The 22,585-nt window shown below is 42.2% G+C and carries 22 protein-coding genes; 15 read left to right on the top strand and 7 right to left on the bottom strand.

Going from position 1 to position 22,585, the window contains the following annotated elements; genetic code table 11:
* The first annotated feature begins 6 nt into the window (after positions 1–6).
* The 15 genes from miaA to mgtE all read left to right on the top strand — a co-directional run bounded on the left by miaA (position 7) and on the right by mgtE (position 17,136).
* A complete protein-coding gene (miaA, locus tag KQI91_RS09850) occupies positions 7–954 on the top strand; it encodes a tRNA (adenosine(37)-N6)-dimethylallyltransferase MiaA (RefSeq protein WP_216392599.1) in 948 nt (315 codons plus the stop codon).
* Positions 955–1,007: 53 nt separating this feature from the next.
* Positions 1,008–2,291 carry a methionine gamma-lyase family protein gene (locus KQI91_RS09845; protein ID WP_216392598.1) on the top strand — a complete coding sequence of 428 codons (1,284 nt, stop codon included), beginning with the start codon at positions 1,008–1,010 and terminating at the stop codon, positions 2,289–2,291.
* Positions 2,292–2,326: 35 nt separating this feature from the next.
* Entirely contained in the window at positions 2,327–3,514 is a 1,188-nt protein-coding gene (locus KQI91_RS09840; RefSeq protein ID WP_216392597.1) for an NAD(P)/FAD-dependent oxidoreductase, read from the top strand.
* Complete coding sequence (locus tag KQI91_RS09835) at positions 3,511–5,097, top strand: NAD(P)/FAD-dependent oxidoreductase (protein ID WP_216392596.1); 1,587 nt, start codon at positions 3,511–3,513, stop codon at positions 5,095–5,097. The genes KQI91_RS09840 and KQI91_RS09835 overlap by 4 nt, the downstream gene beginning before the upstream one ends.
* 86 nt (positions 5,098–5,183) lie before the next feature.
* Positions 5,184–5,906 (top strand): RadC family protein, encoded by a 723-nt coding sequence (radC, locus tag KQI91_RS09830; RefSeq protein WP_216392595.1) that lies wholly within the window; start codon positions 5,184–5,186, stop codon positions 5,904–5,906.
* 12 nt (positions 5,907–5,918) lie between these two features.
* On the top strand, positions 5,919–6,932 hold the full coding sequence (locus KQI91_RS09825) for a rod shape-determining protein (protein ID WP_216392594.1): 1,014 nt from the start codon (positions 5,919–5,921) through the stop codon (positions 6,930–6,932).
* Between the two features lie 19 nt (positions 6,933–6,951).
* The gene (mreC, locus tag KQI91_RS09820) at positions 6,952–7,833 is read left to right on the top strand and encodes a rod shape-determining protein MreC (RefSeq protein ID WP_216392593.1); all 882 of its coding nucleotides are present in this window, start codon (positions 6,952–6,954) and stop codon (positions 7,831–7,833) included.
* Complete coding sequence (mreD, locus tag KQI91_RS09815; protein ID WP_216392592.1) at positions 7,833–8,360, top strand: rod shape-determining protein MreD; 528 nt, start codon at positions 7,833–7,835, stop codon at positions 8,358–8,360. Before mreC ends, mreD begins: the two co-directional genes overlap by 1 nt.
* A complete protein-coding gene (locus KQI91_RS09810) occupies positions 8,345–11,254 on the top strand; it encodes a penicillin-binding transpeptidase domain-containing protein (RefSeq protein ID WP_330654528.1) in 2,910 nt (969 codons plus the stop codon). The genes mreD and KQI91_RS09810 overlap by 16 nt, the downstream gene beginning before the upstream one ends.
* Positions 11,255–11,339: 85 nt before the next feature.
* Positions 11,340–12,128: a septum site-determining protein MinD gene (minD, locus tag KQI91_RS09805; protein WP_216392591.1), complete on the top strand. Its 789-nt coding sequence runs from the start codon at positions 11,340–11,342 to the stop codon at positions 12,126–12,128.
* Between the two features lie 37 nt (positions 12,129–12,165).
* Positions 12,166–12,417, top strand: a complete 252-nt coding sequence (locus KQI91_RS09800) for a cell division topological specificity factor MinE (protein ID WP_216392590.1) — start codon at positions 12,166–12,168, stop codon at positions 12,415–12,417.
* The gene (locus KQI91_RS09795) at positions 12,414–13,574 is read left to right on the top strand and encodes an FtsW/RodA/SpoVE family cell cycle protein (protein WP_216392589.1); all 1,161 of its coding nucleotides are present in this window, start codon (positions 12,414–12,416) and stop codon (positions 13,572–13,574) included. The genes KQI91_RS09800 and KQI91_RS09795 overlap by 4 nt, the downstream gene beginning before the upstream one ends.
* Positions 13,571–14,638 (top strand): D-alanyl-D-alanine carboxypeptidase family protein, encoded by a 1,068-nt coding sequence (locus KQI91_RS09790; protein WP_253288507.1) that lies wholly within the window; start codon positions 13,571–13,573, stop codon positions 14,636–14,638. The genes KQI91_RS09795 and KQI91_RS09790 overlap by 4 nt, the downstream gene beginning before the upstream one ends.
* A gap of 212 nt (positions 14,639–14,850) precedes the next feature.
* Entirely contained in the window at positions 14,851–15,270 is a 420-nt protein-coding gene (locus KQI91_RS09785) for a twitching motility protein PilT (protein ID WP_216392588.1), read from the top strand.
* Between the two features lie 471 nt (positions 15,271–15,741).
* Positions 15,742–17,136, top strand: a complete 1,395-nt coding sequence (gene mgtE, locus KQI91_RS09780; RefSeq protein WP_216392587.1) for a magnesium transporter — start codon at positions 15,742–15,744, stop codon at positions 17,134–17,136.
* An 85-nt stretch (positions 17,137–17,221) separates the two neighbouring features.
* Here mgtE and KQI91_RS09775 read toward each other — a convergent pair whose 3' ends face one another.
* The 7 genes from KQI91_RS09775 to aroB form a co-directional block, all read right to left on the bottom strand.
* The gene (locus KQI91_RS09775) at positions 17,222–18,280 is read right to left on the bottom strand and encodes a tyrosine-type recombinase/integrase (protein ID WP_216392586.1); all 1,059 of its coding nucleotides are present in this window, start codon (positions 18,278–18,280) and stop codon (positions 17,222–17,224) included.
* A gap of 193 nt (positions 18,281–18,473) precedes the next feature.
* Positions 18,474–18,704 carry a hypothetical protein gene (locus KQI91_RS09770; RefSeq protein ID WP_216392585.1) on the bottom strand — a complete coding sequence of 77 codons (231 nt, stop codon included), beginning with the start codon at positions 18,702–18,704 and terminating at the stop codon, positions 18,474–18,476.
* A gap of 32 nt (positions 18,705–18,736) precedes the next feature.
* Complete coding sequence (gene dtd, locus KQI91_RS09765; RefSeq protein ID WP_216392584.1) at positions 18,737–19,183, bottom strand: D-aminoacyl-tRNA deacylase; 447 nt, start codon at positions 19,181–19,183, stop codon at positions 18,737–18,739.
* Positions 19,184–19,348: 165 nt separating this feature from the next.
* A complete protein-coding gene (locus KQI91_RS09760; RefSeq protein ID WP_216392583.1) occupies positions 19,349–19,984 on the bottom strand; it encodes a cytidylate kinase-like family protein in 636 nt (211 codons plus the stop codon).
* Positions 19,985–20,047: 63 nt separating this feature from the next.
* Positions 20,048–20,962, bottom strand: a complete 915-nt coding sequence (locus KQI91_RS09755; RefSeq protein WP_216392582.1) for an RluA family pseudouridine synthase — start codon at positions 20,960–20,962, stop codon at positions 20,048–20,050.
* 3 nt (positions 20,963–20,965) lie between these two features.
* Entirely contained in the window at positions 20,966–21,487 is a 522-nt protein-coding gene (gene lspA, locus KQI91_RS09750; RefSeq protein ID WP_216392581.1) for a signal peptidase II, read from the bottom strand.
* On the bottom strand, positions 21,484–22,575 hold the full coding sequence (aroB, locus tag KQI91_RS09745; protein ID WP_216392580.1) for a 3-dehydroquinate synthase: 1,092 nt from the start codon (positions 22,573–22,575) through the stop codon (positions 21,484–21,486). Before aroB ends, lspA begins: the two co-directional genes overlap by 4 nt.
* Positions 22,576–22,585: the final 10 nt, after the last annotated feature.

Genomic DNA, 22,585 nt, shown 5'->3' with positions numbered 1-22,585 from the left:
GCGGCTATGAAAAAACCTTTGATCGTGCTTACCGGTCCGACAGCAGTTGGAAAAACCAGCCTTTCTATTTCGCTTGCAAAGGCAATAAACGGTGAGATTATTTCTGCAGATTCGATGCAGGTATACAAAAAAATGGATATTGGTTCTGCAAAGATCCGACCAGAAGAAATGCAGGGAGTGAAGCATTACCTGGTGGATGTGCTGGAGCCGGAAGAAGAATTTCATATCGTAAAATTTCAGCAGATGGCCAAAGCAGCCATGGAAGAAATCTATGCAAAAGGAAAAATTCCGATTCTGGTTGGAGGGACCGGATTTTATATTCAGGCGGTGACCAGAGATATTGATTTTACAGAAGCACAGCAGGAAAACACATATCGTACGGACCTGGAAAAGCTGGCAAAAGAAAAGGGTGCAGAGTATCTTCATGAAATGTTGAAAAAAGTAGACCCGGCAAGTGCAGAGGCAATCCATGCAAATAATGTCAAACGGGTGATCCGTGCCCTGGAATTTTATCATCAGAATGGGACACCAATCTCTGCACATAATGAAGAACAGAAAAAACAGGTGAGCCCATATAATCTGGCATATTTTGTATTAAATGCGCCAAGAGATATTCTATATGACCGGATCGACAAACGTGTGGATCAGATGCTGGAGGAAGGCCTTGTAAAAGAAGTGGTGGATTTGAGAAAAAATGGATGTCATCGAGGGATGGTATCTATGCAGGGACTGGGGTACAAAGAAATCCTGGCCTATCTGGATGGAGAATATCCGCTGGAAGAGGCTGTGCGCATTTTGAAGAGAGATACCAGACATTTTGCAAAACGTCAGCTTACCTGGTTTCGCCGGGAGTCAGATGTGATCTGGCTGGATAAAGAAAAATTTCACTGGAATGAAAAAGAAATTCTGGAGTACATGACGAATATTATTAAAGAACGGAAAATTCTTGTATAAAGAAACACCGGAAATTGGGATAGATATAATATGGAAAGGACTACGGATTGATCATGAAAGAACTTTACGAACAGCTTGGGATTTCTTCTCAGGTATATGATTTTGGAGCAGAGATCGAAGCATCTCTGAAAGAAAGATTTGAACAGTTTGATAAGACTGCTGAATATAATCAGCTTAAAGTACTGATGGCGATGCAGAAAAATAAAGTGAGCGCAGAATGTTTTCAGTCTTCTTCCGGATATGGTTATGATGACTTTGGACGTGACACACTGGAAAAAGTATATGCAGATACTTTTCACACAGAAGCATGCCTGATTCGTTCACAGATCACCTGTGGAACACATGCACTGGCAATCGCTTTATTTGGAAATCTTCGTCCTGGAGATGAAATGCTGGCTCCGGCAGGCAAGCCATATGATACACTTGAAGAAGTGATTGGTATTAGACCGTCCAGAGGTTCTCTGGCAGAATATGGCGTGACATACAGACAGGTAGACCTCAAAGAAGACGGCACGTTTGATTATGACGCAATCCGTGCGGCAATCAATGAAAAAACAAAACTTGTGGAGATTCAGCGTTCCAAAGGCTACCAGACCAGACCTTCTTATTCTGTGAAACAGATTGGAGAGCTGATTGCGTTTGTCAAGAGTATAAAACCAGATGTGATATGTATGGTTGATAACTGTTATGGCGAATTTGTAGACACTATAGAGCCGAGTGATGTCGGAGCAGATATGATCGTTGGCTCACTGATCAAAAATCCGGGTGGCGGACTGGCACCAATCGGTGGCTATATTGCTGGTACAAAAGAATGTGTAGAAAATGCAGCAACACGTATGACATGCCCGGGGCTTGGCATGGAGGTTGGTGCTTCTCTTGGAGTGAACCGTTCTTTCTATCAGGGATTTTTCCTTGCACCGATGGTGACAAAAGGTGCATTAAAAGGTGCTGTGTTTGCTGCGAATGTTTATGAAAAACTTGGTTTCCCGGTTGTTCCGAACGGAAGTGAACCTCGACAGGATATCATCCAGGCAGTGACACTTGGAACACCAGAGGGACTGATCGCATTCTGCAAAGGAATCCAGGCTGCTGCACCGGTAGACAGCTATGTGGAACCAGAGCCATGGGATATGCCGGGATATGACAGCCAGGTTATCATGGCAGCGGGCGCATTTGTGCAGGGATCTTCTATTGAACTTTCGGCAGATGGGCCGGTGAAACCTCCGTATGCAGTATATTTTCAGGGAGGTCTTACCTGGGAACATGCGAAACTTGGTGTACTGATGTCTCTGCAGAAACTGGTGGATGCAAACATCATAACTCTTCCACGGGTATAGTGAGACTGGATGAAACAGTCGATAAAGGAGACGACATGAGTGAAAAGACACAGGTGATCGTTGTTGGCGGAGGGGCTTCCGGACTGATGGCGGCGATTCAGGCAGCAGAAAATGGTGCGGCAGTTACGGTTCTGGAACAGAATGAAACTCCGGGGCGCAAGATCTGTGTGACGGGAAATGGGAGATGCAATCTTACAAACAGAGATATGCGTGCGGAAATCTTCAGAGGACGGCAGCCGGAATTTGCAGCCGGAATTTTACAGCAATTTTCACTGCAGGATACCCTTACCTTTTTTGAGAAGCTGGGTGTGGCATTGACAGATCGTAAAGGGTGGCTGTATCCAAGAAGTAATCAGGCAAAATGTATCCCGGAGTTATTGCTGTTAAAAGCCAGATCGCTGAAAGTCAAAATCAAGACCAGAGAAAGTGTGGAATCTGTCTTTTATGAGAATGGATGCTGGAAGGTACAGACTTCCGGATGGACTTATGAAGGGAATAAAGTAATTCTTGCCAATGGCTCCAGTGCTTCACAGGTTCCGGGATCGGATGGAAGTGGATATGAGATTGCGTCGCAGCTGGGACACCGGATTATCAAACCGTTGCCGGCACTTACCGGTTTACGCTGCAAGGGAAATGCATTTTCTGCATGGGCAGGTGTCCGTACGGATGCAGAAGTAACACTGTTACTCGACGAAACAGAAACAGTCAAAGAGAGCGGTGAAGTACAGCTGACAGATTATGGAATTTCCGGAATACCGATATTTCAATTGAGTCGATATGCGATTCGGGCACTGGATGGGGGGAAAAAGGTGACATTGTCTGTGAATTTCCTTCCGGAATATACAAAAGATACGTTGCAGGAATATATGAAAAAGAGACAGGAACTTTGCCCATATCAGTCAGAGGCAGAACTACTGTTGGGCCTGCTGCCGGATAAGCTGATCAAAATGTTTCGAAAACAGAAGGGAGATCTGTGTCAGACGATCACAGCGTATTCTCTTGTCGTAAAAGGCAGTTCTGGATTTGAACAGGCACAGGTTTGTTCTGGCGGAGTGGATACTTCGCAGGTCAGCCCGGAAACATTGGAGTCAAAGCTGCATAAAGGGCTTTATTTTGCCGGAGAGTTACTGGACATAGATGGACCATGTGGAGGATACAATCTGCAGTGGGCATGGTCAAGTGGCGCTGTGGCGGGTTGCCATAGTGCAAAGGAGAAGTTATGATACGAATTACACAGTTAAAGCTTCCGGTGGGACACAAGTCGGAACAGCTTGGAAAAAAAATTGCAAAAACACTCAAATGTGGAGAAGATACATTCACTTATGAAATTATTCGTCAGTCGTTGGATGCAAGACATAAAGAAGATAAAAAATTTGTATATACAGTAGATGTAAAAACAGCTGCAGAACAGAAAATCCTGCGAAAAGTTCACGATAATAATATTATGTCAATCAATAAAAGGCCGTATCAGTTTCCACAGCCAGGAAATGAAAAGCTACAGCATCCACCGGTGATTGTTGGAAGCGGACCGGCGGGACTTTTTTGTGCATGGTATCTGGCAAGAGCCGGTTATCGTCCTCTTGTCCTGGAACGCGGACAGGAAGCACAGAAGCGAAAAGAGACGGTGGATCGGTTCTGGAAAGACGGAGTACTGGATCCGGATTCTAATGTACAGTTCGGAGAAGGCGGAGCAGGCACATTTTCTGATGGAAAACTCAATACGTTGGTAAAAGACCCGAATGGACGCAATCATGAAGTATTAAAACGTTTTGTAGATGCCGGGGCACCAAAAGAGATCGTTTATCAGCAAAAACCGCATCTTGGTACAGATGTGCTGATCGGTATAGTGGAGACAATGCGTCATCAGATTGAAGAAATGGGAGGTTCTTTTCGTTTTGAAACAAAGCTGACGGATATTTGTATCGAAAATGGACATCTGACAGCTGTGGAAGTTAATGGAAAAGAAAAAATCCCGGCAGATATTTGTGTCCTTGCCCTGGGGCACAGTGCAAGAGATACTTTTGCTATGCTTCATGAACGTGGTATTTATATGGAACCGAAATCTTTTGCAGTCGGTCTTCGTATGGAGCATCCGCAAAGTATGATCAATTATGATCTTTATGGAGAAGAGGAAAATGAATTTCTTGGTGCCGCAAGTTATAAGGTAACACATACCTGTGAAAATGGCAGAGGGGTTTATTCATTCTGCATGTGTCCAGGTGGTTATGTGGTCAATGCTTCTTCGGAACCGGGGATGCTGGCAGTCAATGGAATGAGTTATCAGGCCCGTGACAGTAAAAATGCCAACAGCGCATTGATTGTAACAGTTACGCCGGATGATTTTCCGGAGGAAGGTGCTCTTGGTGGTATCGCATTTCAGAGAAATCTGGAAAAAGCAGCCTGGGAACTTGGAAAAGGAAAGATTCCGGTTCAGTTGTTTGGCGATTTTAAGGCACACCGGCCAAGTACTGCATTTGGAGAAATCGAACCGCAGATGAAAGGAGCTTATGTACTTGCAGATGTGCGTTCTATACTGCCGGAAGCGATTGGGGATTCGATAGAGGAAGGTGTGCTTGCTTTTGGAAAAAAAATACGGGGATTTGATCGGGAAGATGCCTTACTAAGTGGAATCGAGAGTCGGACTTCTTCTCCGGTAAGAATCGTAAGAAGTCGTGAAGGATATTCAAATGTTGCGGGAATTTACCCATCTGGAGAAGGTGCCGGTTATGCGGGAGGCATTACTTCAGCGGCTATGGATGGGATAAAAACAGCGGAGTTCATTTGTGAAAAATATAGAAATTTCTAGGAGGGAGTATACATCTCCCTCTTTTTATGCTAAAATAATTTCTGATTCTTTTGGGAACTGTCACAGAGAGCAGGCAGGTAAACAAAATGAATTATACTATGAAAGAAATACCAGAATCACAGAGACCGTATGAAAAATGTGTCAGGGAGGGAGAGTCGGTTCTGAGTGACGGCGAGCTTCTTGCTGTAATATTACGGTGCGGTACCAGAGGTGCAAATTCACTGGCGCTGGCAAATGAGATTCTGAATTATATGGAGCAGACCTCTTATCCGGGACTTTTGGGACTGCTTCACAGTTCAGTATCAGAACTGAAAAAAATCCATGGGATCGGGACAGTCAAGGCTGTTCAGCTGAAGTGCATCGGAGAACTTTCCAAAAGGATTGCCGGTACGGCGGCAAAAGCATCACTTGACTTTCACAGCCCGGATTCTATTGCTGCATATTATATGGAAAGACTTCGGCATCAGGAGCAGGAGCTGATGATCTGTATGATGCTGGATAACCAGAATCACTTATTAGGAGATTCGGTAATTTCCAAAGGAACAGTCAATGCAACGCTGATCACACCTCGAGAGGTATATCTGGAGGCACTCCGCTATCATGCAGTTAATCTGATACTGATACACAATCATCCGGGAGGCAATCCTGCACCGAGCAGATGCGATACGGAGATTACTGAACGGGTCCGCCAGGCGGGTGAGATGCTTGGCATCTGTCTGTTGGATCATATTATTATCGGGGATCATCGATATATCAGTTTCCGCGAAGAGGGACTGCTGGAAAAAGAACCGGAAGAATGCCCGGAATGAAGGGAAATATTTATGCTTTTAAGAAAAACATATGGAGTAGATTTAGGAAGCAGCAGCATCAAGATCTATTCGTTTTTTAAAAACAAAAGTTATATAGAAAAGAATATGATCGCTTCCAAAGGCCGGAGGATCATTGCAGTTGGCAATGAAGCGTATGAGATGTTTGAAAAGGCTCCTGTAGATATAACAGTTACATCACCGATGACATTTGGGATGATTGCAAACCTGGAACTGCAGGAGATCACTCTGTACAGTATGATGAAAAAGATAGATCATTTTCTTGGAATGGGTTCTGATCTGTTTTTTTCTGTACCATTGGATATGACTGCAATTGAGAAGCGAGCCTACTATCATGTGGTCAATGGGCACTGGATGCGGCAGAATCGTGTTTATATGGTAGAGGCTCCAATCGCAGATGCGATTGCCATGGGTGTGGACCTCAACCGAAATGCCGGGAGCATGATTGTAAATATCGGAGCACAGAGCACACAGTTTTCTGTAATCACCGATGGCAAGATCATCATTTCCAAGAAGATTCCGATTGGAGGGCGACAGATGAATGAGTCGATCTGCAGTGAAATACGAAAGCGGTATAACCTTCAGATCGGAACCAGGACCGGTAAACGCCTGAAGATTGCCATGGGACGTCTGAACGATCAGAGAAAAGATGCACGTAAGGTTGTGGGAATTGACAGTGTCTCAGGTCTTCCGCGTGAAGAAATCGTTTCTGGTTATGTGGTAAACGCAGGCATTATGAACTGTGTGAATGATATTGCAGCAGAAATGAAAACTTTTCTTGAACGAATTCCGCCGCAGATATCCTATCATATTTCCAGAGAGGGAATTTATCTGACCGGGGGAAGTACCAAAATCCCGTATATGGATAATTATCTTGCAAGTTATACAGGATTTTCTTTTAACCTTTCGCCGCTTTATGAGAAGGCGACAGTTACGGGACTGGAGAAAATCATCCGTGACCGTGATCTGATGAAATGGGCACAGCCCGTTAAGCAACGTAAATTATGATTTTTTAGGGGTATGATACATGAAAAACCTGAAAAAAAAGTTTCGATTTCGTATACATTTAAAAAGTAAACATCTTCTTGTGATCATGACGTTTTTCTGTGGCAGCACAATTGTTGCTACACTGGCTTCGGGCATTACTTCTGCACCATTTCAGGAGGCTGCCGGAATGATCGTTGTACCGTTTGAAAAAAGTGTCACAACGATCGGTCTCTGGCTGACAGATGTACATAAGTCATTTGCAGATAAACAGGATCTGATTGCAGAAAATGAGGAATTACATAACACTGTGGATACGTTGACAGAGCAGAATAATATTCTGATCCAGAATCAGTCTGAGCTGACCCGTCTGCAGGAGCTGTATGATCTGGATGAAGAATATTCGGATTATCCGAAGGTTGCCGCAAGGATTATTTCCAAAGATCCGGGCAATTGGTATGATACGTTTATGATCAACAAGGGAAGTAAGGATGGAATCCGTGTAGATAATAATGTCATTGCAGGTAAGGGACTTGTAGGTATTGTTACGGAGGTAGGCAGCAACTGGGCTACAGTGCGTTCTATCATTGATGACAGCAGTAATGTAAGTGCCATGACTGTCGGAACAGATGATAACTGTATTGTCGAGGGTGATCTGGAACTGATTGATGAGGGGAAACTCCGTTTTACACAGCTGTATGATAAAGAAGATAAAGTAACAGCAGGTGAGCGGATCGTAACATCCAACATCAGTGAAAAATATGTGGAAGGGCTGTTTATCGGTTATGTCAGTGAAATCCAGCTGGATACAAACAATCTGACGAAATCAGGGACACTTGTTACACCTGTAGATTTTCAGCATCTGAAGGATGTTTTTGTGATCACAGTGAATAAACAGGATTCCATAGAGGAAGGGGCAGAATAATGAAGAGTAAGATCGTTCTGTTTTTTACGATCGTTGTCTGTTTTCTGATGCAGTCGACTGTACTGCATTTTATTTCAATTGGATCCATTACGCCGAATCTCCTGCTGATTCTTTGTGTTTCCATGGGATTGATGCGGGGGCGCAAAAGTGGATTATGGACGGGATTTTTCTGTGGCCTTCTGGTGGACCTGTTCTATGGTTCATTATTCGGATTTTATGCGTTGATCTATATGTATGCTGGTTTTTGCAGCGGCTATGCATTTCGAATCTATTATGATGATGATATCAAAGTTCCAATGGCGCTTGTTGCAGCTGCGGATCTTCTTTACAATCTGGCGGTCTACGGACTTCAGTTCCTTTTGCGGGGAAGGCTGGGGCTGACGACTTATTTTACACGGATCATCATACCGGAAGTAGTTTATACAGTATTTCTGACTATGTTTGTATACAGAGTCTTCCGTTATATCAATTATCATTTCATGAGTCCAACCAGGAAAGAAAGTGAGTCTATTTGGGTACTAAAATAAAAAGAATATTCAAAAAAATTCAGTTAAAGAGAACAACAGTACTGCTGCTTGTTTTTATTCTTATGGCATTTGTGCTGATACGTCAGTTGTTTGATCTGCAGATCATTCAGGGAGAAAATTATATTGACGAGTTTCAGACAAGAACAACGAAAACACGTGTACTGAAAAGTACCAGAGGAAATATTTATGACAAAAATAATAAACTGATCGCTTCCAATGTGTTATCGTATTCTCTTACTTTTGAGGATAATGGAACATATGAGACGACCAGACAGAAGAATCTGACATTGAATGGAGTTGCATACAAGGTTTTAAAGATTCTGTCAGACAATGGAGATACTTTATCGGATTCTTTCCATATTAAACTTGACAAAAATGGTGATTACACGTTTGATGTGGATCCGGGCTTTACACTGAATCGTTTTAAGGCTGATATTTATGGTCATGCACTGATCGATGATCTGACTGATGATGAAAAAGCTGCGACTGCTGCAGATATGATGGAATATCTCAGCGGAAATAAGGGCTTTTCCATTGTTTTGTATGGAGATGATGCCTATACAGATGCGGAACTGGAAAAATATGGACTTCCAAAGGAGCTGACCCGGCAGGAGGTTCTGAGTATCGCAATCATGCGCTATGAACTGAGCACTAACAGTTTCCAGAAGTATATGGCGGTGACGATTGCAACAAATGTAAGTGAAAGTACCGTTGCAGCCATCATGGAGAATCAGAATGAACTGCAGGGAATCGATGTATTGGAGGATTCTGTCCGTCAGTATGTGGACGACGAAAGTATGGGACCGCTTCTGGGTTATACGGGACGTGCTTCCGCAGAAGAACTGGAAAGTCTCAAAAAAGAAAATCCAGATTACTCCAATGATGCAATCGTAGGTAAAGCCGGTATTGAACAGTATATGGAGCTGCAGCTTCAGGGAACGGATGGTCAGGAGACCGTAACGGTTGATAACCTCGGAAAAGTTCTGAAGATTGATGAAGATACTACGGTAGAGCCGGTTGCCGGAGATGATGTATATCTGTCTATAGATTCTGACTGGCAGAGTGCGATCTATCAGATTCTTAAACAGAGGGTTGCCGGTATTCTGCTGAATAAAATCGAAGCTGTGAAGGAATATGATTACAAGGGAGAAAACGATGCAAGTAGGATTATCGTTCCAATCTACGATGTATACAATGCTCTGATCTCCAACAGTGTAATAGATATCGAGAAATTCAGTGAAGATAACGCGTCAGATACAGAAAAAAAACTTTATGCCAAATTTCAACAAAAGCAGCAGGAAGTTTTTGATACAATTACTAACAGACTGACAGGCTCAGATCCTGCTGCCTATAAAGACGAAAGTACAGAGGTTCAGGAATATCTGACTTATATCTGTGATACCGTACTTCGTGATACACTTGGTGTAATCAATAAAAATGCGGTAGATACTTCGGATGCCACTTATCAGGCATGGGCAAATGACCAGAGTATCAGTCTGAAAGATTATCTGAATTATGCGGCGAGTCAGAACTGGATTGATATTTCTGTGATCTCGCCAAAAGGAGAGTATCTTGATTCTGCAGAGATCTATCAGGCACTGACGGAGTATATTATTGATTATCTCAAAACAGATACAGGATTTTCAAAACTTCTTTATAAATATCTTCTTATGAATGATCAGATATCAGGACAGGAAATCTGTCTGGTCCTGTATGAACAGGGGGTTCTGTCAAAAGAAGATGACTCATATGCAAATCTTGCTTCAGGATCAATGTCTGCATATGATTTTATGATCAATAAGATTGCAAATCTGGAGATTGAGCCGGCACAGCTTGCTCTGGCACCGTGTTCTGCTTCAGCAGTGATTACAGACGTCAAGACAGGTAAAGTGCTTGCCTGTGTATCGTATCCTGGATATGACAATAACAGACTCAGTAATAATATGGATACCAGTTATTATACAAAGCTTGCACTGGACAAATCCAGTCCGTTCTTTAATAAGGCGACACAACAGACAACAGCACCCGGATCTACCCTGAAACTTCTGTCGGCGGTTACTGGTATGATGGAAGGGGTGATTGATGATGGGACTTATTTTGACTGTACAGGTGAATTTGATCTCGTTACGCCATCAATCTGGTGCTGGAACAGACAGGGACATGGCTCTCTGGAAATTACAGGTGCGATCGAGCAGTCCTGTAACTATTTCTTTAATATGGTTGGTTTTCTTACAGGCAAGAACGAAAATGGTGACTTTTCAGAAAATCTCAGTCTGACAAAACTGCAGAAATATGCTTCTGAATTTTATCTGGATCAGAAAACAGGAATAGAAATTTCAGAGGCAACACCGCATGTATCTGACAGTAAGGCGGTTCCGTCTTACATCGGACAGGGTAATCATTTGTTTACTACCAGTCAGCTGGCACGTTATGCGACAGCACTTGCTACTTCCGGGACAGTTTATAATCTGTCTCTTCTGGATAAAGTAACAGATTCACAGGGTCAGACACTGAAGGAATATGGTTCTTCTGTGGCGAATGAGATGAGTGATGTTCCTGATAATGTATGGAATGATATTCACGACGGTATGCGCCGGGTAGTTGAGACACATGAACAGTTCAACGGACTTGGAGTGACTCTTTCCGGTAAGACCGGTACAGCCGAGCTGGATATATACCATCCGAACCACGGACTTTTTATTGGATACACCACGTCTTCTGAAACGTCTGAGCCGGAATATTCGATTGCAGTCAGAATTGCAAATGGATATTCTTCAGGAAATGCCTGCCTGACAGCAAATGATATTCTGAAATACATCTACAATCTGGCAGATGAAGATACCATTCTGACCGGCTATGCCTCAAGTGATACCAGTAATACGTCTAACGACTAAAGTGTGCTGTGCCTTCCGGCACGGTACACAGAAATACCTAAGAGAATACCAGAAGCCTGGAAATATCTTTGAGGAGGAAAGAAAAATGGGAGAAGTCATTGTAGTAACATCCGGAAAGGGCGGTGTGGGAAAAACGACCACAGTTGCTAATATCGGAACAGGGCTGGCGATGCTCAACAAAAAAACAGTTGTTGTGGATACAGATATAGGCCTTCGTAATCTTGATGTGATCCTCGGATTGGAAAACAGAATTGTCTATAATCTGGTCGATGTGATCAATGGTGGATGCAGAATGAAACAGGCATTGATCAAGGACCGGAGATACCCGGATCTGTTTCTTTTACCATCTGCACAGACAAAGGACAAGTCTGCAGTTTCTCCGGAACAGATGATCAAGCTTACAGACGAACTTAGAGAAGAATTTGATTATATCCTCCTTGATTGTCCGGCGGGTATTGAGCAGGGATTTCGAAATGCAATTGCAGGTGCAGATAAAGCAATCGTTGTGACTACGCCGGAAGTTTCTGCTATCCGTGATGCAGATCGTATCATTGGACTTCTGGAAGCTGCGGAATTAAGAGATATCCATCTGATTATCAATCGGCTGCGCCCGGAAATGATCGCCAGAGGTGATATGATGTCGGTAGATGATGTGACAGAAATTCTGGCGGTAGATCTTCTGGGAACAATTTTGGATGATGAACAGATCGTTATTGCCGCAAATCAGGGTGAACCTCTTTCAGGGCAGAAATCTCAGGCAGAAGAAGAGTATCGAAATATTTGCCGAAGACTTCTTGGCGAAGAGGTACCATTTATGAAATTACAGCAAAAAAAAGGTATGTTAAAGAGATTGGGCGAGCTGTTTCGTAAGTAAAAAAGGTGCTGAATCTCTTTAAAAGGAGGGTATTCCTGTGAAAGCTTTCAGACAGATCAAAGGCCGGTCCGCAGAGTATGCAAGCAAGAGGATGAAACTGCTGCTGATCTCTGAACGGATCGACTGCTCTCCGCAAATGATAAATATGCTAAAAAATGATTTGATCCATACGGTGCGAAAATATATTTCAGTAAATGAATCGCAGGTAACAATGCGGATCACGCAGGAACCGCCGGTGATTCATGCAGATATTCCCGTATGCCCCAAAAAGGAACAAAGGATAAAATGATTAAACAGTATAAATTACGATTTTACAATTTCAGACTGGTGATTTTTCTTCTTGCAATCAGTGTGATCGGTATTATGCTGGTCGGAAGTGCAAGAGAAGATCTGAGATCCAAGCAGCTGGCTGGTGTGATCGTCGGACTGATCATTATGGTAATTCTGTCACTGATGGATTACTCATGGATATCAAATTTTCAGTGGATCATGTATGGGGCCAATATTGTATTGCTCCTGATCGTGCGCCTGTTTGGTGATTCTGCAAATGGTGCTGCGCGTTGGATTGATTTTGGTTTTATTCGTTTTCAGCCTACAGAGCTTTCAAAAATTATTATTATATTGTTTTTTGCCAGATTTTTTATGGATCATGAAGAAGATCTGAATACATTCCGTACGCTGGCAAAATCTGTAGTGCTTCTTGCGATTCCGTTGTTTTTGATCTATCAACAGCCGGATATGAAGAATACACTTATGTTGCTTGCGGTATTTTGTATTTTGATCTATATAGCAGGACTGAGCTATAAGATCATAGGTGGTATGTTTTTGATCATTGTACCGTTAGTAATTATTTTTGTATCCATCGTTGTGCAGCCGGATCAGAAACTTATTAAAGATTACCAGCGAAAACGTATTATGGCATTCCTGTATCCGGAAAATGATGAATACAGTGAGGATATTGAACAGCAGAATAATTCCAAAACAGCGATTGCATCAGGTGAGCTGACGGGCAAAAAACTTTCGGGGAACAAAGAAGTTGCATCTGTAAATGATGGTAATTTTGTATCTGAAAATCAGACAGACTTTATTTTTGCAGTTGCCGGAGAGGAATATGGTTTTATGGGCTGCTGTACCATAGTATTACTGCTACTGGCAATCTCGATTGAATGCATGCGGATGAGCCTGCGGGCCAAAGACCTTTCTGGAAAGATTATCTGTTGTGGAATGGCCAGTGTCATATCGTTGCAGAGTTTTCTGAATATCTGCGTAGCGACAGGAATTGCGCCGAATACCGGTACACCGCTTCCTTTTGTCAGTTATGGACTGACTTCACTGATCAGTCTTTACATAGGAATGGGTCTTGTGCTGAATGTTGGATTGCAAAGCAGTGCATATAATAAAGAAATACGTAAGCGGGCAATTGATAAGAAAGAGGATTACTTATGACAAAACGACAAAGTGCAAAACGGCGGAAACAATCTGCAAAAATGCGCAGAATGCGGCAAAAACGTGTAAAGGCAACAATCCTTCTGCTGGGGCTGTTAGTGCTTTTGACAGCTGGAGCTGGCGGTCTCTTTTATGTGCTGCGTGGCGGACTTGGATCTGAACCGGTGCAGGCATACAGTATCAGCAGAGAATTTCAGCATCAGAATCTGACAGGAAACGGGCAGAGAGCAAAGGCTTTTGCCGCAGATCTGTGTGTGGTATCCGGTGATCAGGAATTGGATACGGTTTCCCTGGAACAGGGTCAGGAAGGGGTGCTTTTAGATCTGAAAGATCAGTCTGTTTTATATGCAAAGGGTGCATATGACAGAGTATATCCGGCAAGTATTACAAAGATTATAACGGCACTTCTTGCTTTCAAAAACAGTAATATGGACGATGTTGTAACGATCTCACAGGAAAATATCACATTGGAAGAGGGTTCTCAGGTGGTAGGCTTTCAGGAGGGAGATCAGGTTACAATGGATCAGCTGGTACATTGTCTTCTTGTTTATTCCGGGAATGATGCGGCTTCTGCAATTGCAACACATGTAGGTGGGTCGACAGAAAATTTTGTAGCAATGATGAATGAATATGCGGCACAGTTGGGATGTACAGGTACACATTTTACTAATCCGCATGGTCTGCAGGACGAAAATCATTACACGACTCCTTACGACATTTATCTGATGCTGAAGGAAGCTCTGAATTATCCGGAATTTACGGAGATTACGCAGCTTCCGAGTTATACAGTCACATTCAAGCACAGTGACGGTTCTGAAGAAAGTGTAGCACTGACAGCAACGGATCATTATCTGACTGGAGAGGCTAATACACCGAAAGGTGTGACAATTCTTGGTGGTAAAACAGGAACTACCAGCAGTGCAGGAAACTGTCTGGCACTGCTCAGTCAGAATTCGTATGGTTCCCCGTATATTTCTATTGTCATGGGGGCGTCCAGCAAAGAACTTTTGTATCAGCAGATGACTTCTTTGTTAAATCATATCAATACTGGCACAGAGTCGTAAGCAAAAAGAACAACGAATCAATAAAAAGATCTTCAAAAGCGGGGAACTGTTTCTTGAAGATCTTTTTTATTGCTTTACGGGATATATGGAAATTTTTACAAAAATTCAGAATTTCACTTGAATTTTATAGTAAAATGCACTATAATACAAACATATTAATTATCGTTTTTGTTCAAAATTAATATTATATTGTGTCTAAGGAGGAAAACAGGATGGTTGAACTGATCGTAGGAAAGAAAGGCAAAGGCAAGACAAAAGTACTGTTAGACAAAGTGAACGGCGCAATTAAAGAAGCAAATGGCAGCATTGTTTACTTAGACAAGAGCACAAAACACATGTATGAATTAAATAACAAGGTTCGTCTGATTGATGTATCTGGATATCCAATCAAGAATGCAGATGAATTTGTTGGTTTTGTTTGCGGTATTATTTCTCAGGATCATGACCTTGAGCAGGTTTATCTGGACAGTTTCCTGACAACAGCAAAACTGGAAGGCCAGGATGTGACGAATGCACTTGAACAGTTAGATGCGGTTGGCGAAAAATTTGGAGTGAAATTTGTAGTCAGCATGTCTCTGGACAAAGAAGAAATTCCAGAAGCATTACAGGCTAAGATCATTACTGCTTTATAAGTAAAAAAGAATTTCGGGATCAGTCTTTTTAGACGACTTACATATGATGGGGAAATTCAATGGGATTCTGTTGGGGGACAGAATCCCATTTTTTGTGAAATAAGACTTCTATATTGCACAAATGAGGATTTCCTGAAAATTACGTTGACTTTTAAACAGACTAAAGTTATAATGTGAACGTCAAAAAGATTATTATTTTCGTAAAGGCAGGTGAACAGAATGGATAATTGTGATTCTCACGGGCGAAGTTGTAATACAGGATGGAAGATCAGAACGGTCTGTGAGCATAGTTTCACATTCTGTTTTTAATTGTCTGTTTTTCTATAAACTGATCTGATTACTCTTTTGTCCTGTACAAGTATCCCTGAACACAATTTATTTACAATCAAATATTTGACATGTTCTGTAAAAAGGCATGCCTTTTTTTGGTGTGCAGTTTTGCAGATATACAGAAGAAAAGGAGAAATCAGGATGGAAAAAAGAGTACAGGATTATTCCAAAGAAATTCTGGATATTGTGAAAAGCAATACTTCTCCTGCAATGCTTTGTAAACGACTGCAGGATTTCCATGAAAATGACATTGCAGATGTACTGGAACTGCTTTCTGTGACAGAACGCTGTAAGTTGTATCGTATTCTGGATATGGATACTTTGTCAGATATCTTTGAATACACGGAAGAAGAGGATGTTGTAAAATATCTTGAAGAGATGGATGTAAAAAAAGCGGCTGCCATATTATCTAAAATGGAAACAAACGTGTTATCCGATGTTTTGCAGCAATTTGACCGCTCTAAAAGAAAAATACTGGTAGAACTGCTGGATGATGATGTACGTCATGATATTGAGATCGTCATGTCTTTTGACGAGGATGAAATTGGAAGCCGCATGACGACAAACTATATTGTGATCCATGAAAATATCACCGTAAAAGAAGCTATGAATGAGCTGGTTGAACAGGCTGCCAGAAATGATAATATATCTACAATATTTGTAGTAAGTAATTCTGATGAGTTTTATGGGGCGATTGACCTGAAAGATCTGATCATTGCCAGACAGGATCATGCACTCGAGGAATTGATTGTTACGTCTTATCCATATGTATATGGTACAGAACTGATCGATGATTGTATTGAAGATCTGAAAGATTATTCTGAAGATTCCATTCCGGTTCTGGATAATGATAATCGCCTTCTGGGAGTGATCACATCAGCCAACATCGTAGATCTTGTAGATGATGAAATGGGAGAGGATTATGCGAAACTGGCCGGTTTGACAGCAGAAGAGGATCTCAGAGAACCACTTAAAGAAAGCGTCAAGAAAAGAATGCCGTGGTTGGTTATTTTGCTTGGCCTGGGAATGGTTGTATCATCTGTTGTTGGAATATTTGAAAAAGTGGTCACACATCTGCCGATCATCATGTGTTTCCAGTCCTTGATCCTGGACATGGCAGGAAATGTTGGTACACAGTCACTTGCGGTTACGATTCGTGTTCTGATGGATGAAAGTCTTACAGGAAAGCAGAAACTGGAACTGGTATGGAAAGAAATGCGAATCGGACTGTGTAATGGTGGCGTTCTTGGTACCTTGTCTTTTGCTTTGATCGGTGTTTATATCTGGCTTATTAAAGGAAAAACACTGTTGTTTGCGTATGCAGTATCCGGATGTATCGGAATCTCTCTTTTGCTGGCAATGTTGATTTCCAGTGCAGTTGGAACCTGTATACCATTGTTTTTTAAGAAGATCCATGTGGATCCGGCAGTTGCTTCCGGACCGTTGATCACAACCGTCAATGACCTTGTTGCAGTTATTTCCTATTATGGGCTGAGTTGGATTCTTCTGATTCAGATTCTTCATCTGGCGGGCTGACAAATATAAAATATTATTATATAGAAACACAGACACAATGTATATCCTGTGAAATTCATGGGAAACATTGTGTCTGTGTTTTTTGTTAATCTTCACGTAGTTTTACAGCAGTTGCTGCCTGACGCCGTCTCGCGTCGTCTAAAGCCGCATAATGCTTCTTGGTAGTATTGACATCCTTGTGCCCCAGAACGTCTGCTACAAGGTAAATATCGCCCGTTTCCTGGTACAGTGCAGTACCATAAGTACTACGCAGTTTATGAGGCGTAATTTTTTTGGTAGTGGTAATCTGCCGGGAATATTTTTTGACCATATTTTCGACAGCCTGAACACCCATTCGTTTTCTTTGAGCAGAATAGAAGAGAGCATGCTCGTGACCGGCGAGAGGTGTGATTCCATCGCGGACCTCCAGATAACGACGGAGAGCCTTTTCTACTTCCGGCCCAAAATAAACAACCATTTCATTGCCGCCTTTTCGGGTAACTTTGATACCGTTGTTTTTGAAATCGACATCTTCGATATCCAGTCCGACACATTCTGAAACACGGATTCCGGTACCAAGGAGCAAAGTAACAATCGCCAGATCTCGTTCTTTGGTTTTTTCGTAGAACACCCGTTTCTGACCGGTCAGCGTATCGCCGCAATGTTCGATATAGTCAAGCAACATGGCAACCTCATCGGTATCCAGACGGATAATACTTTTTTCGTGGATTTTGGGTACATCAATCAGGACCGTTGGATTGGTCTGGATCATTTCCCTTTTGTAAAAATAGGCATAAAAGCTTCTTAGAGCGGAGATTTTTCGTTTCAGACCACGTTCGCCGTTGGTTTCTGTTTTGTCACCGGACTGGTATAGTTTGAGATATTCCTGATATTCTTCAAGATCCACGGCTTTGATCTGGTCCAGGACATCCACAGTGAAGTCTGTCATGGAATGATCTTTGAATGCCGGATTTTCATCCAGAAGAAATTGAAAAAAGATTCGGATATCATAGGCATATGAAATTCTTGTCTTGGCAGTTGTGGTCGTATCGATCGCGCGGAAATAATCTCTGCAAAAAGGAGGCAGCGTTGCAAGAACCTGACGTAGTTTCAGAGTATTTTCCATGTCTGTATGTTCGCGATAAGTTGTTTTTTTGTCATTCATAAGTAACTCCTTAAAATCCGGGTCAAGCCTCCAAAAAGGCAAAAATACAGCCTCTGGGGAAAGAGCTATGTCCATCTATATGAAAAACTCGGGTTTGTCGTATAGATATAGATCAGTCATAACAACCACACTTCAGGAATTTTTCCTGTCATGTGGCTGGCATTTAACGGTTTGGGGATTTGCATTATTATTGTTATTCCTCGAATTCAGCTGTTACAATAAATCCCCGTGGTGTGTGTTCAATGTTTCGTATGATGCCATGTGTAGATTTAATACGTTCTGAGTTTTTATAACAACCGGACATGGCAACGGCTGGTTCAATGATATAACTGTAATTCATATAAGACTGAAATTCGGAGATTTCAATTTCATCACCGATTTTGATCAGTCCCTGGCGTTCCATTTTAAACTTTTCCTGACGCATGTTTCATGATTCTTCTTTCTTTTGAGTGTTGCTTACAGGATCTTTTCATCCAATATAATGGTAAATGGTCCATCGTTGATTAGGGAAACCTTCATATCGGCACCGAAAATGCCATGTTCCACGACGGGAACTGATTTTTGGGCTTCTGAGATCATGTATTCGTACAGCTCCTCTGCCATCTTCGGCTCTCCGGCTTCAATGAAGCTTGGACGGTTGCCTTTTTTACAATTTGCATATAAAGTGAACTGAGAAACCATAAGAAGTTCTCCATTGACATCTTTTAATGACAGATTGGTCTTTCCATCGGCATCTTCAAAAATGCGCAGTCCCAGAAGTTTTTTGAGATATTTATCTGCTGTTTCTCTGGAATCCTCTCTGCCGGCCCCAATCAGGACCAGAAGTCCTTTGTTGATTTTACCGACTGAATTTCCATCTACCTGCACTTCAGCCTGAAGTACACGCTGTATTACGAGTCGCATATGGCTGTATCCTCCAGAATTTTTTGTATTAAAATATAAACTGTATTATAGCATGTCGGGAGCCATAAGAAAAGCCCTGTTCCAGGAAGGATACACACATCAGGTCTCAGGGCATATCGGTTCCTGTCAGGGCTTTTTGACTCTCAGGCCATAGTACAGGTCATATTATTTTTTGATACTGTCAAAAATTTTGATGGAATCAATGACCATCTCTATTGCATGATCGATTCCGAGTTTGCTGCTGTCGACGCAGAGATTATAGCTCTTTGCAGCCCCCCATTTTTTGTTTGTGTAATAATTATAGTAGCTTGCACGACTTTTATCTGTTTTTGTGATCATGTCTTTGGCTTCTTTTGGAGTCTTGCCATGTTTGGAAGAAATGCGGTTGATCCTCCAGTCAAGGTCTGCATGTACAAAAATGCTGAAGCAGTCATTCCAGTCAGCCAGTGCGTAATCCGCACAGCGACCAACCATAACACATGGACCCTCTCCTGCCAGTTTTTTGATTGCATCAAACTGTGCCAGAAAGATTTTGTGGTTCATAGGCATATCTGAGAATCCGGATGAGGAATATCCAAAAGAATATGTATCCATTACAAGAGAATACAGAAAACTGTTGGTTGGCTTTTCATCATGATGTTCAAACAGCTCTTTGCAGATACCACTGTCATTGGCAGCGTGTTCCAGAAGTTCTTTATCATAACATTTAATACCGAAATATTTGGCAACTTCCTGACCAATCTGGCGACCGCCACTGCCGTATTCACGTCCGATTGTAATAATTGAGCTTGTACTGTTCATAAGATACACTCCCTTCTGCAAAAATCATGTCACTATTATACAATATTTTGGAAAAAAATCCAACTATTTCCGCAATTTATCCAAAAGTTTTGAAAAATATTCTGGAATTGGAGCTTCAAATTCCAAATATTCGCCTGTGATCGGATGCACAAATCCAAGAATCATTGCATGAAGCACCTGTCCCTGGAGGTGATATGGATTCTTGGAAGAACCGTATACAGCATCACCAAGAAGAGGATGCCCCAGACTTGCCATATGGACACGGATCTGATGTGTGCGACCTGTTTCCAGGCGGCACTCAATGTAAGTAGTTTGTCCGAAACGTTCCAGGACCTTGTAATGTGTAACTGCATTTTTGCCATTTTTGTGATTGATCGCCATTTTTTTGCGATCAACTGGATGACGGCCGATCGGGGCATCTACTGTTCCCTCATCTTCTTTAATGTTTCCCTGTACGATCGCTCTGTAACGCCGTTTAATACTGTGTTCTTTCAGCTGTTCAGCAAGATCACGGTGTACGGCATCATCTTTGCAGATCAATAAAGCTCCGGTTGTGTCTTTGTCGATACGGTGCACGATACCGGGACGCAGAACACCGTTGATTCCGGAAAGATTTTCTCCGCAATGTGCCATGATCGCATTGACGAGAGTTCCCTCCAGATGCCCGGCACTTGGATGTACAACCATATCTTTGGGTTTGTTTACTACAAGCAGCCACTGATCCTCATACAGGATATCAAGTGGAATATTTTCCGGTTGGATATCCAGAACCTGTGGATCTGGTACAGTCAGAAGAATACGGTCGTCAGGCTGAACCTTATAGTTGGCTTTGATTGTTTTGTCATTGACAGAAACTGCCCCTTCTTTGAGAAGCTTCTGCAGGTAAGAACGTGAGAAATCCGGACAGCAGTCTGCAAGATAACGGTCTATTCGTGTGCTGTTGACGGAATGGTCTACATGAAATTCTAAAATATCCATAAATTATCCTTTATTTACTTTAATGAAATCAAAATCTTCGTCTCTGTAACGGAAAAGAACCAGAAAAACCAACACAATACCGCCACATACAACGTAAATATCAGCCAGATTAAAAACCGGAAAATCAATAAGAGCGATATAAATAAAGTCAACAACATAGCCGCGGAATATCCGGTCAATAAAGTTTCCGGCAGCGCCACCTGCGAGTATGGCGCCAATCAGTATCAGAGGGCAATAAAATGCGGTTTTAGGTACTTTAAAAAAGAACCAGAAAAGAAATATAAGGAAAAGTGTACAGAGTCCAATAAAAAGGATCTGACGTCCCTGTAACATGCCAAAAGCCATACCTCTGTTCTCAAGGTATTGGAGTTCAAGAATCCCGGGAATAAGAGGAATTCCGGAAGTACCTTTAAGTCTGGTAATAGCAAGATATTTAGTAAGTTGATCGGCAAACACGAGAACAAGAATGCCGGCACTCCATAAAAGCCCTGCAGAAACTGAAGTTATAGTACCTCGTTTTTTCATCGAAGAATCTCCTGAATGCCATACAGAAGCTCGTCGTCAGATACGGTACGGTCCACAAAACTGGTGCCGATTCCTTTCATGAGGACAAATTTAATCTGGCCCTGTTCCATCTTTTTATCCTTTTTTGTGGCGTCCAGAACATCTTCAGCAGCCAGATCTGTTACATATACAGGGAGGTGGTAGATACTACAGCCATGTACGATCTGCTGATACTCTTCTTCTGTGAGGAGATTACGTTTCTGAGAAATCTTGGCAGCAGCGATGAGACCGATTGCCACACACTGTCCGTGAAGAAGTTGGAAATTTTTTAATTTTTCTATAGCGTGTCCGATGGTATGCCCAAGATTCAGAAGTGCACGTTCTCCCTGTTCTTTGGGGTCACGTTCTACCACACCAGCTTTGATCTCACAGCAGCGACGGATCATGGAACTGAGGAGACTTATATCCAACTCCTGAATTTTCTGCTGGTTCTCACATACGAAATTGTAGAAAGCGCTATCACAGATCAAACCTGTTTTTAAAACTTCGCCCATACCACAGGCAAACTGTTCGGCAGGAAGGGTACGGAGAGTATTAAGATTCATATAAACAAGACGTGGCTGGTGAAAAGCACCGACCATGTTTTTGTACTGATCAAAATCAACACCGGTTTTACCGCCCACACTGCTGTCTACCTGAGAAAGCAAGGTAGTTGGTACCTGAATAAAATCAATTCCACGAAGGTAAGTGGCTGCTCCAAATCCAGCCAGATCTCCAACTACACCACCGCCAAGGGCAACGATCAGACTTTTGCGGTCGTGCTTATTTTCAATAAGAGCTTTATAGAGTTGCTGGACTGTATTCAGATTTTTGCTGGATTCTCCTGCTTCAAATACAAAGAGAGAAACAGATGGAGAAACCGTAAGAAGAACGCTTTTTAATTGTTCTGCATAAAGAGGTGCGACTGTTGTATCCGAGACAATGCAGAGATTTCGCCCATTCAGTCCCTCTGCACGAATGGCATCTGCCAGGCCCTCAAAATCATTTTTAAAATAAATAGGGTAATAAAAATCTCCGTCTCGTTTTACCTGTAATACGTTTGTATCCATAATTATCCTC

The organism is Blautia sp. MSJ-19 (assembly GCF_018918125.1).
Lineage (GTDB): Bacteria > Bacillota > Clostridia > Lachnospirales > Lachnospiraceae > Blautia_A.
Note: the sequence above shows the minus strand (reverse complement) of the source record. Positions and strands in the feature narration are given on the sequence as shown.

Coding starts and splice junctions, on each gene's coding strand:
- radC (WP_216392595.1), top strand. CDS start 5,184: ATGAATTATACTATGAAAGAAATACCAGAATCACAGAGACCGTATGAA.
- KQI91_RS09785 (WP_216392588.1), top strand. CDS start 14,851: ATGGTTGAACTGATCGTAGGAAAGAAAGGCAAAGGCAAGACAAAAGTA.
- KQI91_RS09825 (WP_216392594.1), top strand. CDS start 5,919: ATGCTTTTAAGAAAAACATATGGAGTAGATTTAGGAAGCAGCAGCATC.
- dtd (WP_216392584.1), bottom strand. CDS start 19,183: ATGCGACTCGTAATACAGCGTGTACTTCAGGCTGAAGTGCAGGTAGAT.
- KQI91_RS09755 (WP_216392582.1), bottom strand. CDS start 20,962: ATGGATATTTTAGAATTTCATGTAGACCATTCCGTCAACAGCACACGA.
- KQI91_RS09795 (WP_216392589.1), top strand. CDS start 12,414: ATGATTAAACAGTATAAATTACGATTTTACAATTTCAGACTGGTGATT.
- KQI91_RS09770 (WP_216392585.1), bottom strand. CDS start 18,704: ATGCGTCAGGAAAAGTTTAAAATGGAACGCCAGGGACTGATCAAAATC.
- minD (WP_216392591.1), top strand. CDS start 11,340: ATGGGAGAAGTCATTGTAGTAACATCCGGAAAGGGCGGTGTGGGAAAA.
- mgtE (WP_216392587.1), top strand. CDS start 15,742: ATGGAAAAAAGAGTACAGGATTATTCCAAAGAAATTCTGGATATTGTG.
- mreD (WP_216392592.1), top strand. CDS start 7,833: ATGAAGAGTAAGATCGTTCTGTTTTTTACGATCGTTGTCTGTTTTCTG.
- KQI91_RS09760 (WP_216392583.1), bottom strand. CDS start 19,984: ATGAACAGTACAAGCTCAATTATTACAATCGGACGTGAATACGGCAGT.
- KQI91_RS09845 (WP_216392598.1), top strand. CDS start 1,008: ATGAAAGAACTTTACGAACAGCTTGGGATTTCTTCTCAGGTATATGAT.
- KQI91_RS09840 (WP_216392597.1), top strand. CDS start 2,327: ATGAGTGAAAAGACACAGGTGATCGTTGTTGGCGGAGGGGCTTCCGGA.
- miaA (WP_216392599.1), top strand. CDS start 7: ATGAAAAAACCTTTGATCGTGCTTACCGGTCCGACAGCAGTTGGAAAA.
- KQI91_RS09835 (WP_216392596.1), top strand. CDS start 3,511: ATGATACGAATTACACAGTTAAAGCTTCCGGTGGGACACAAGTCGGAA.
- aroB (WP_216392580.1), bottom strand. CDS start 22,575: ATGGATACAAACGTATTACAGGTAAAACGAGACGGAGATTTTTATTAC.
- KQI91_RS09775 (WP_216392586.1), bottom strand. CDS start 18,280: ATGAATGACAAAAAAACAACTTATCGCGAACATACAGACATGGAAAAT.
- KQI91_RS09790 (WP_253288507.1), top strand. CDS start 13,571: ATGACAAAACGACAAAGTGCAAAACGGCGGAAACAATCTGCAAAAATG.
- mreC (WP_216392593.1), top strand. CDS start 6,952: ATGAAAAACCTGAAAAAAAAGTTTCGATTTCGTATACATTTAAAAAGT.
- lspA (WP_216392581.1), bottom strand. CDS start 21,487: ATGAAAAAACGAGGTACTATAACTTCAGTTTCTGCAGGGCTTTTATGG.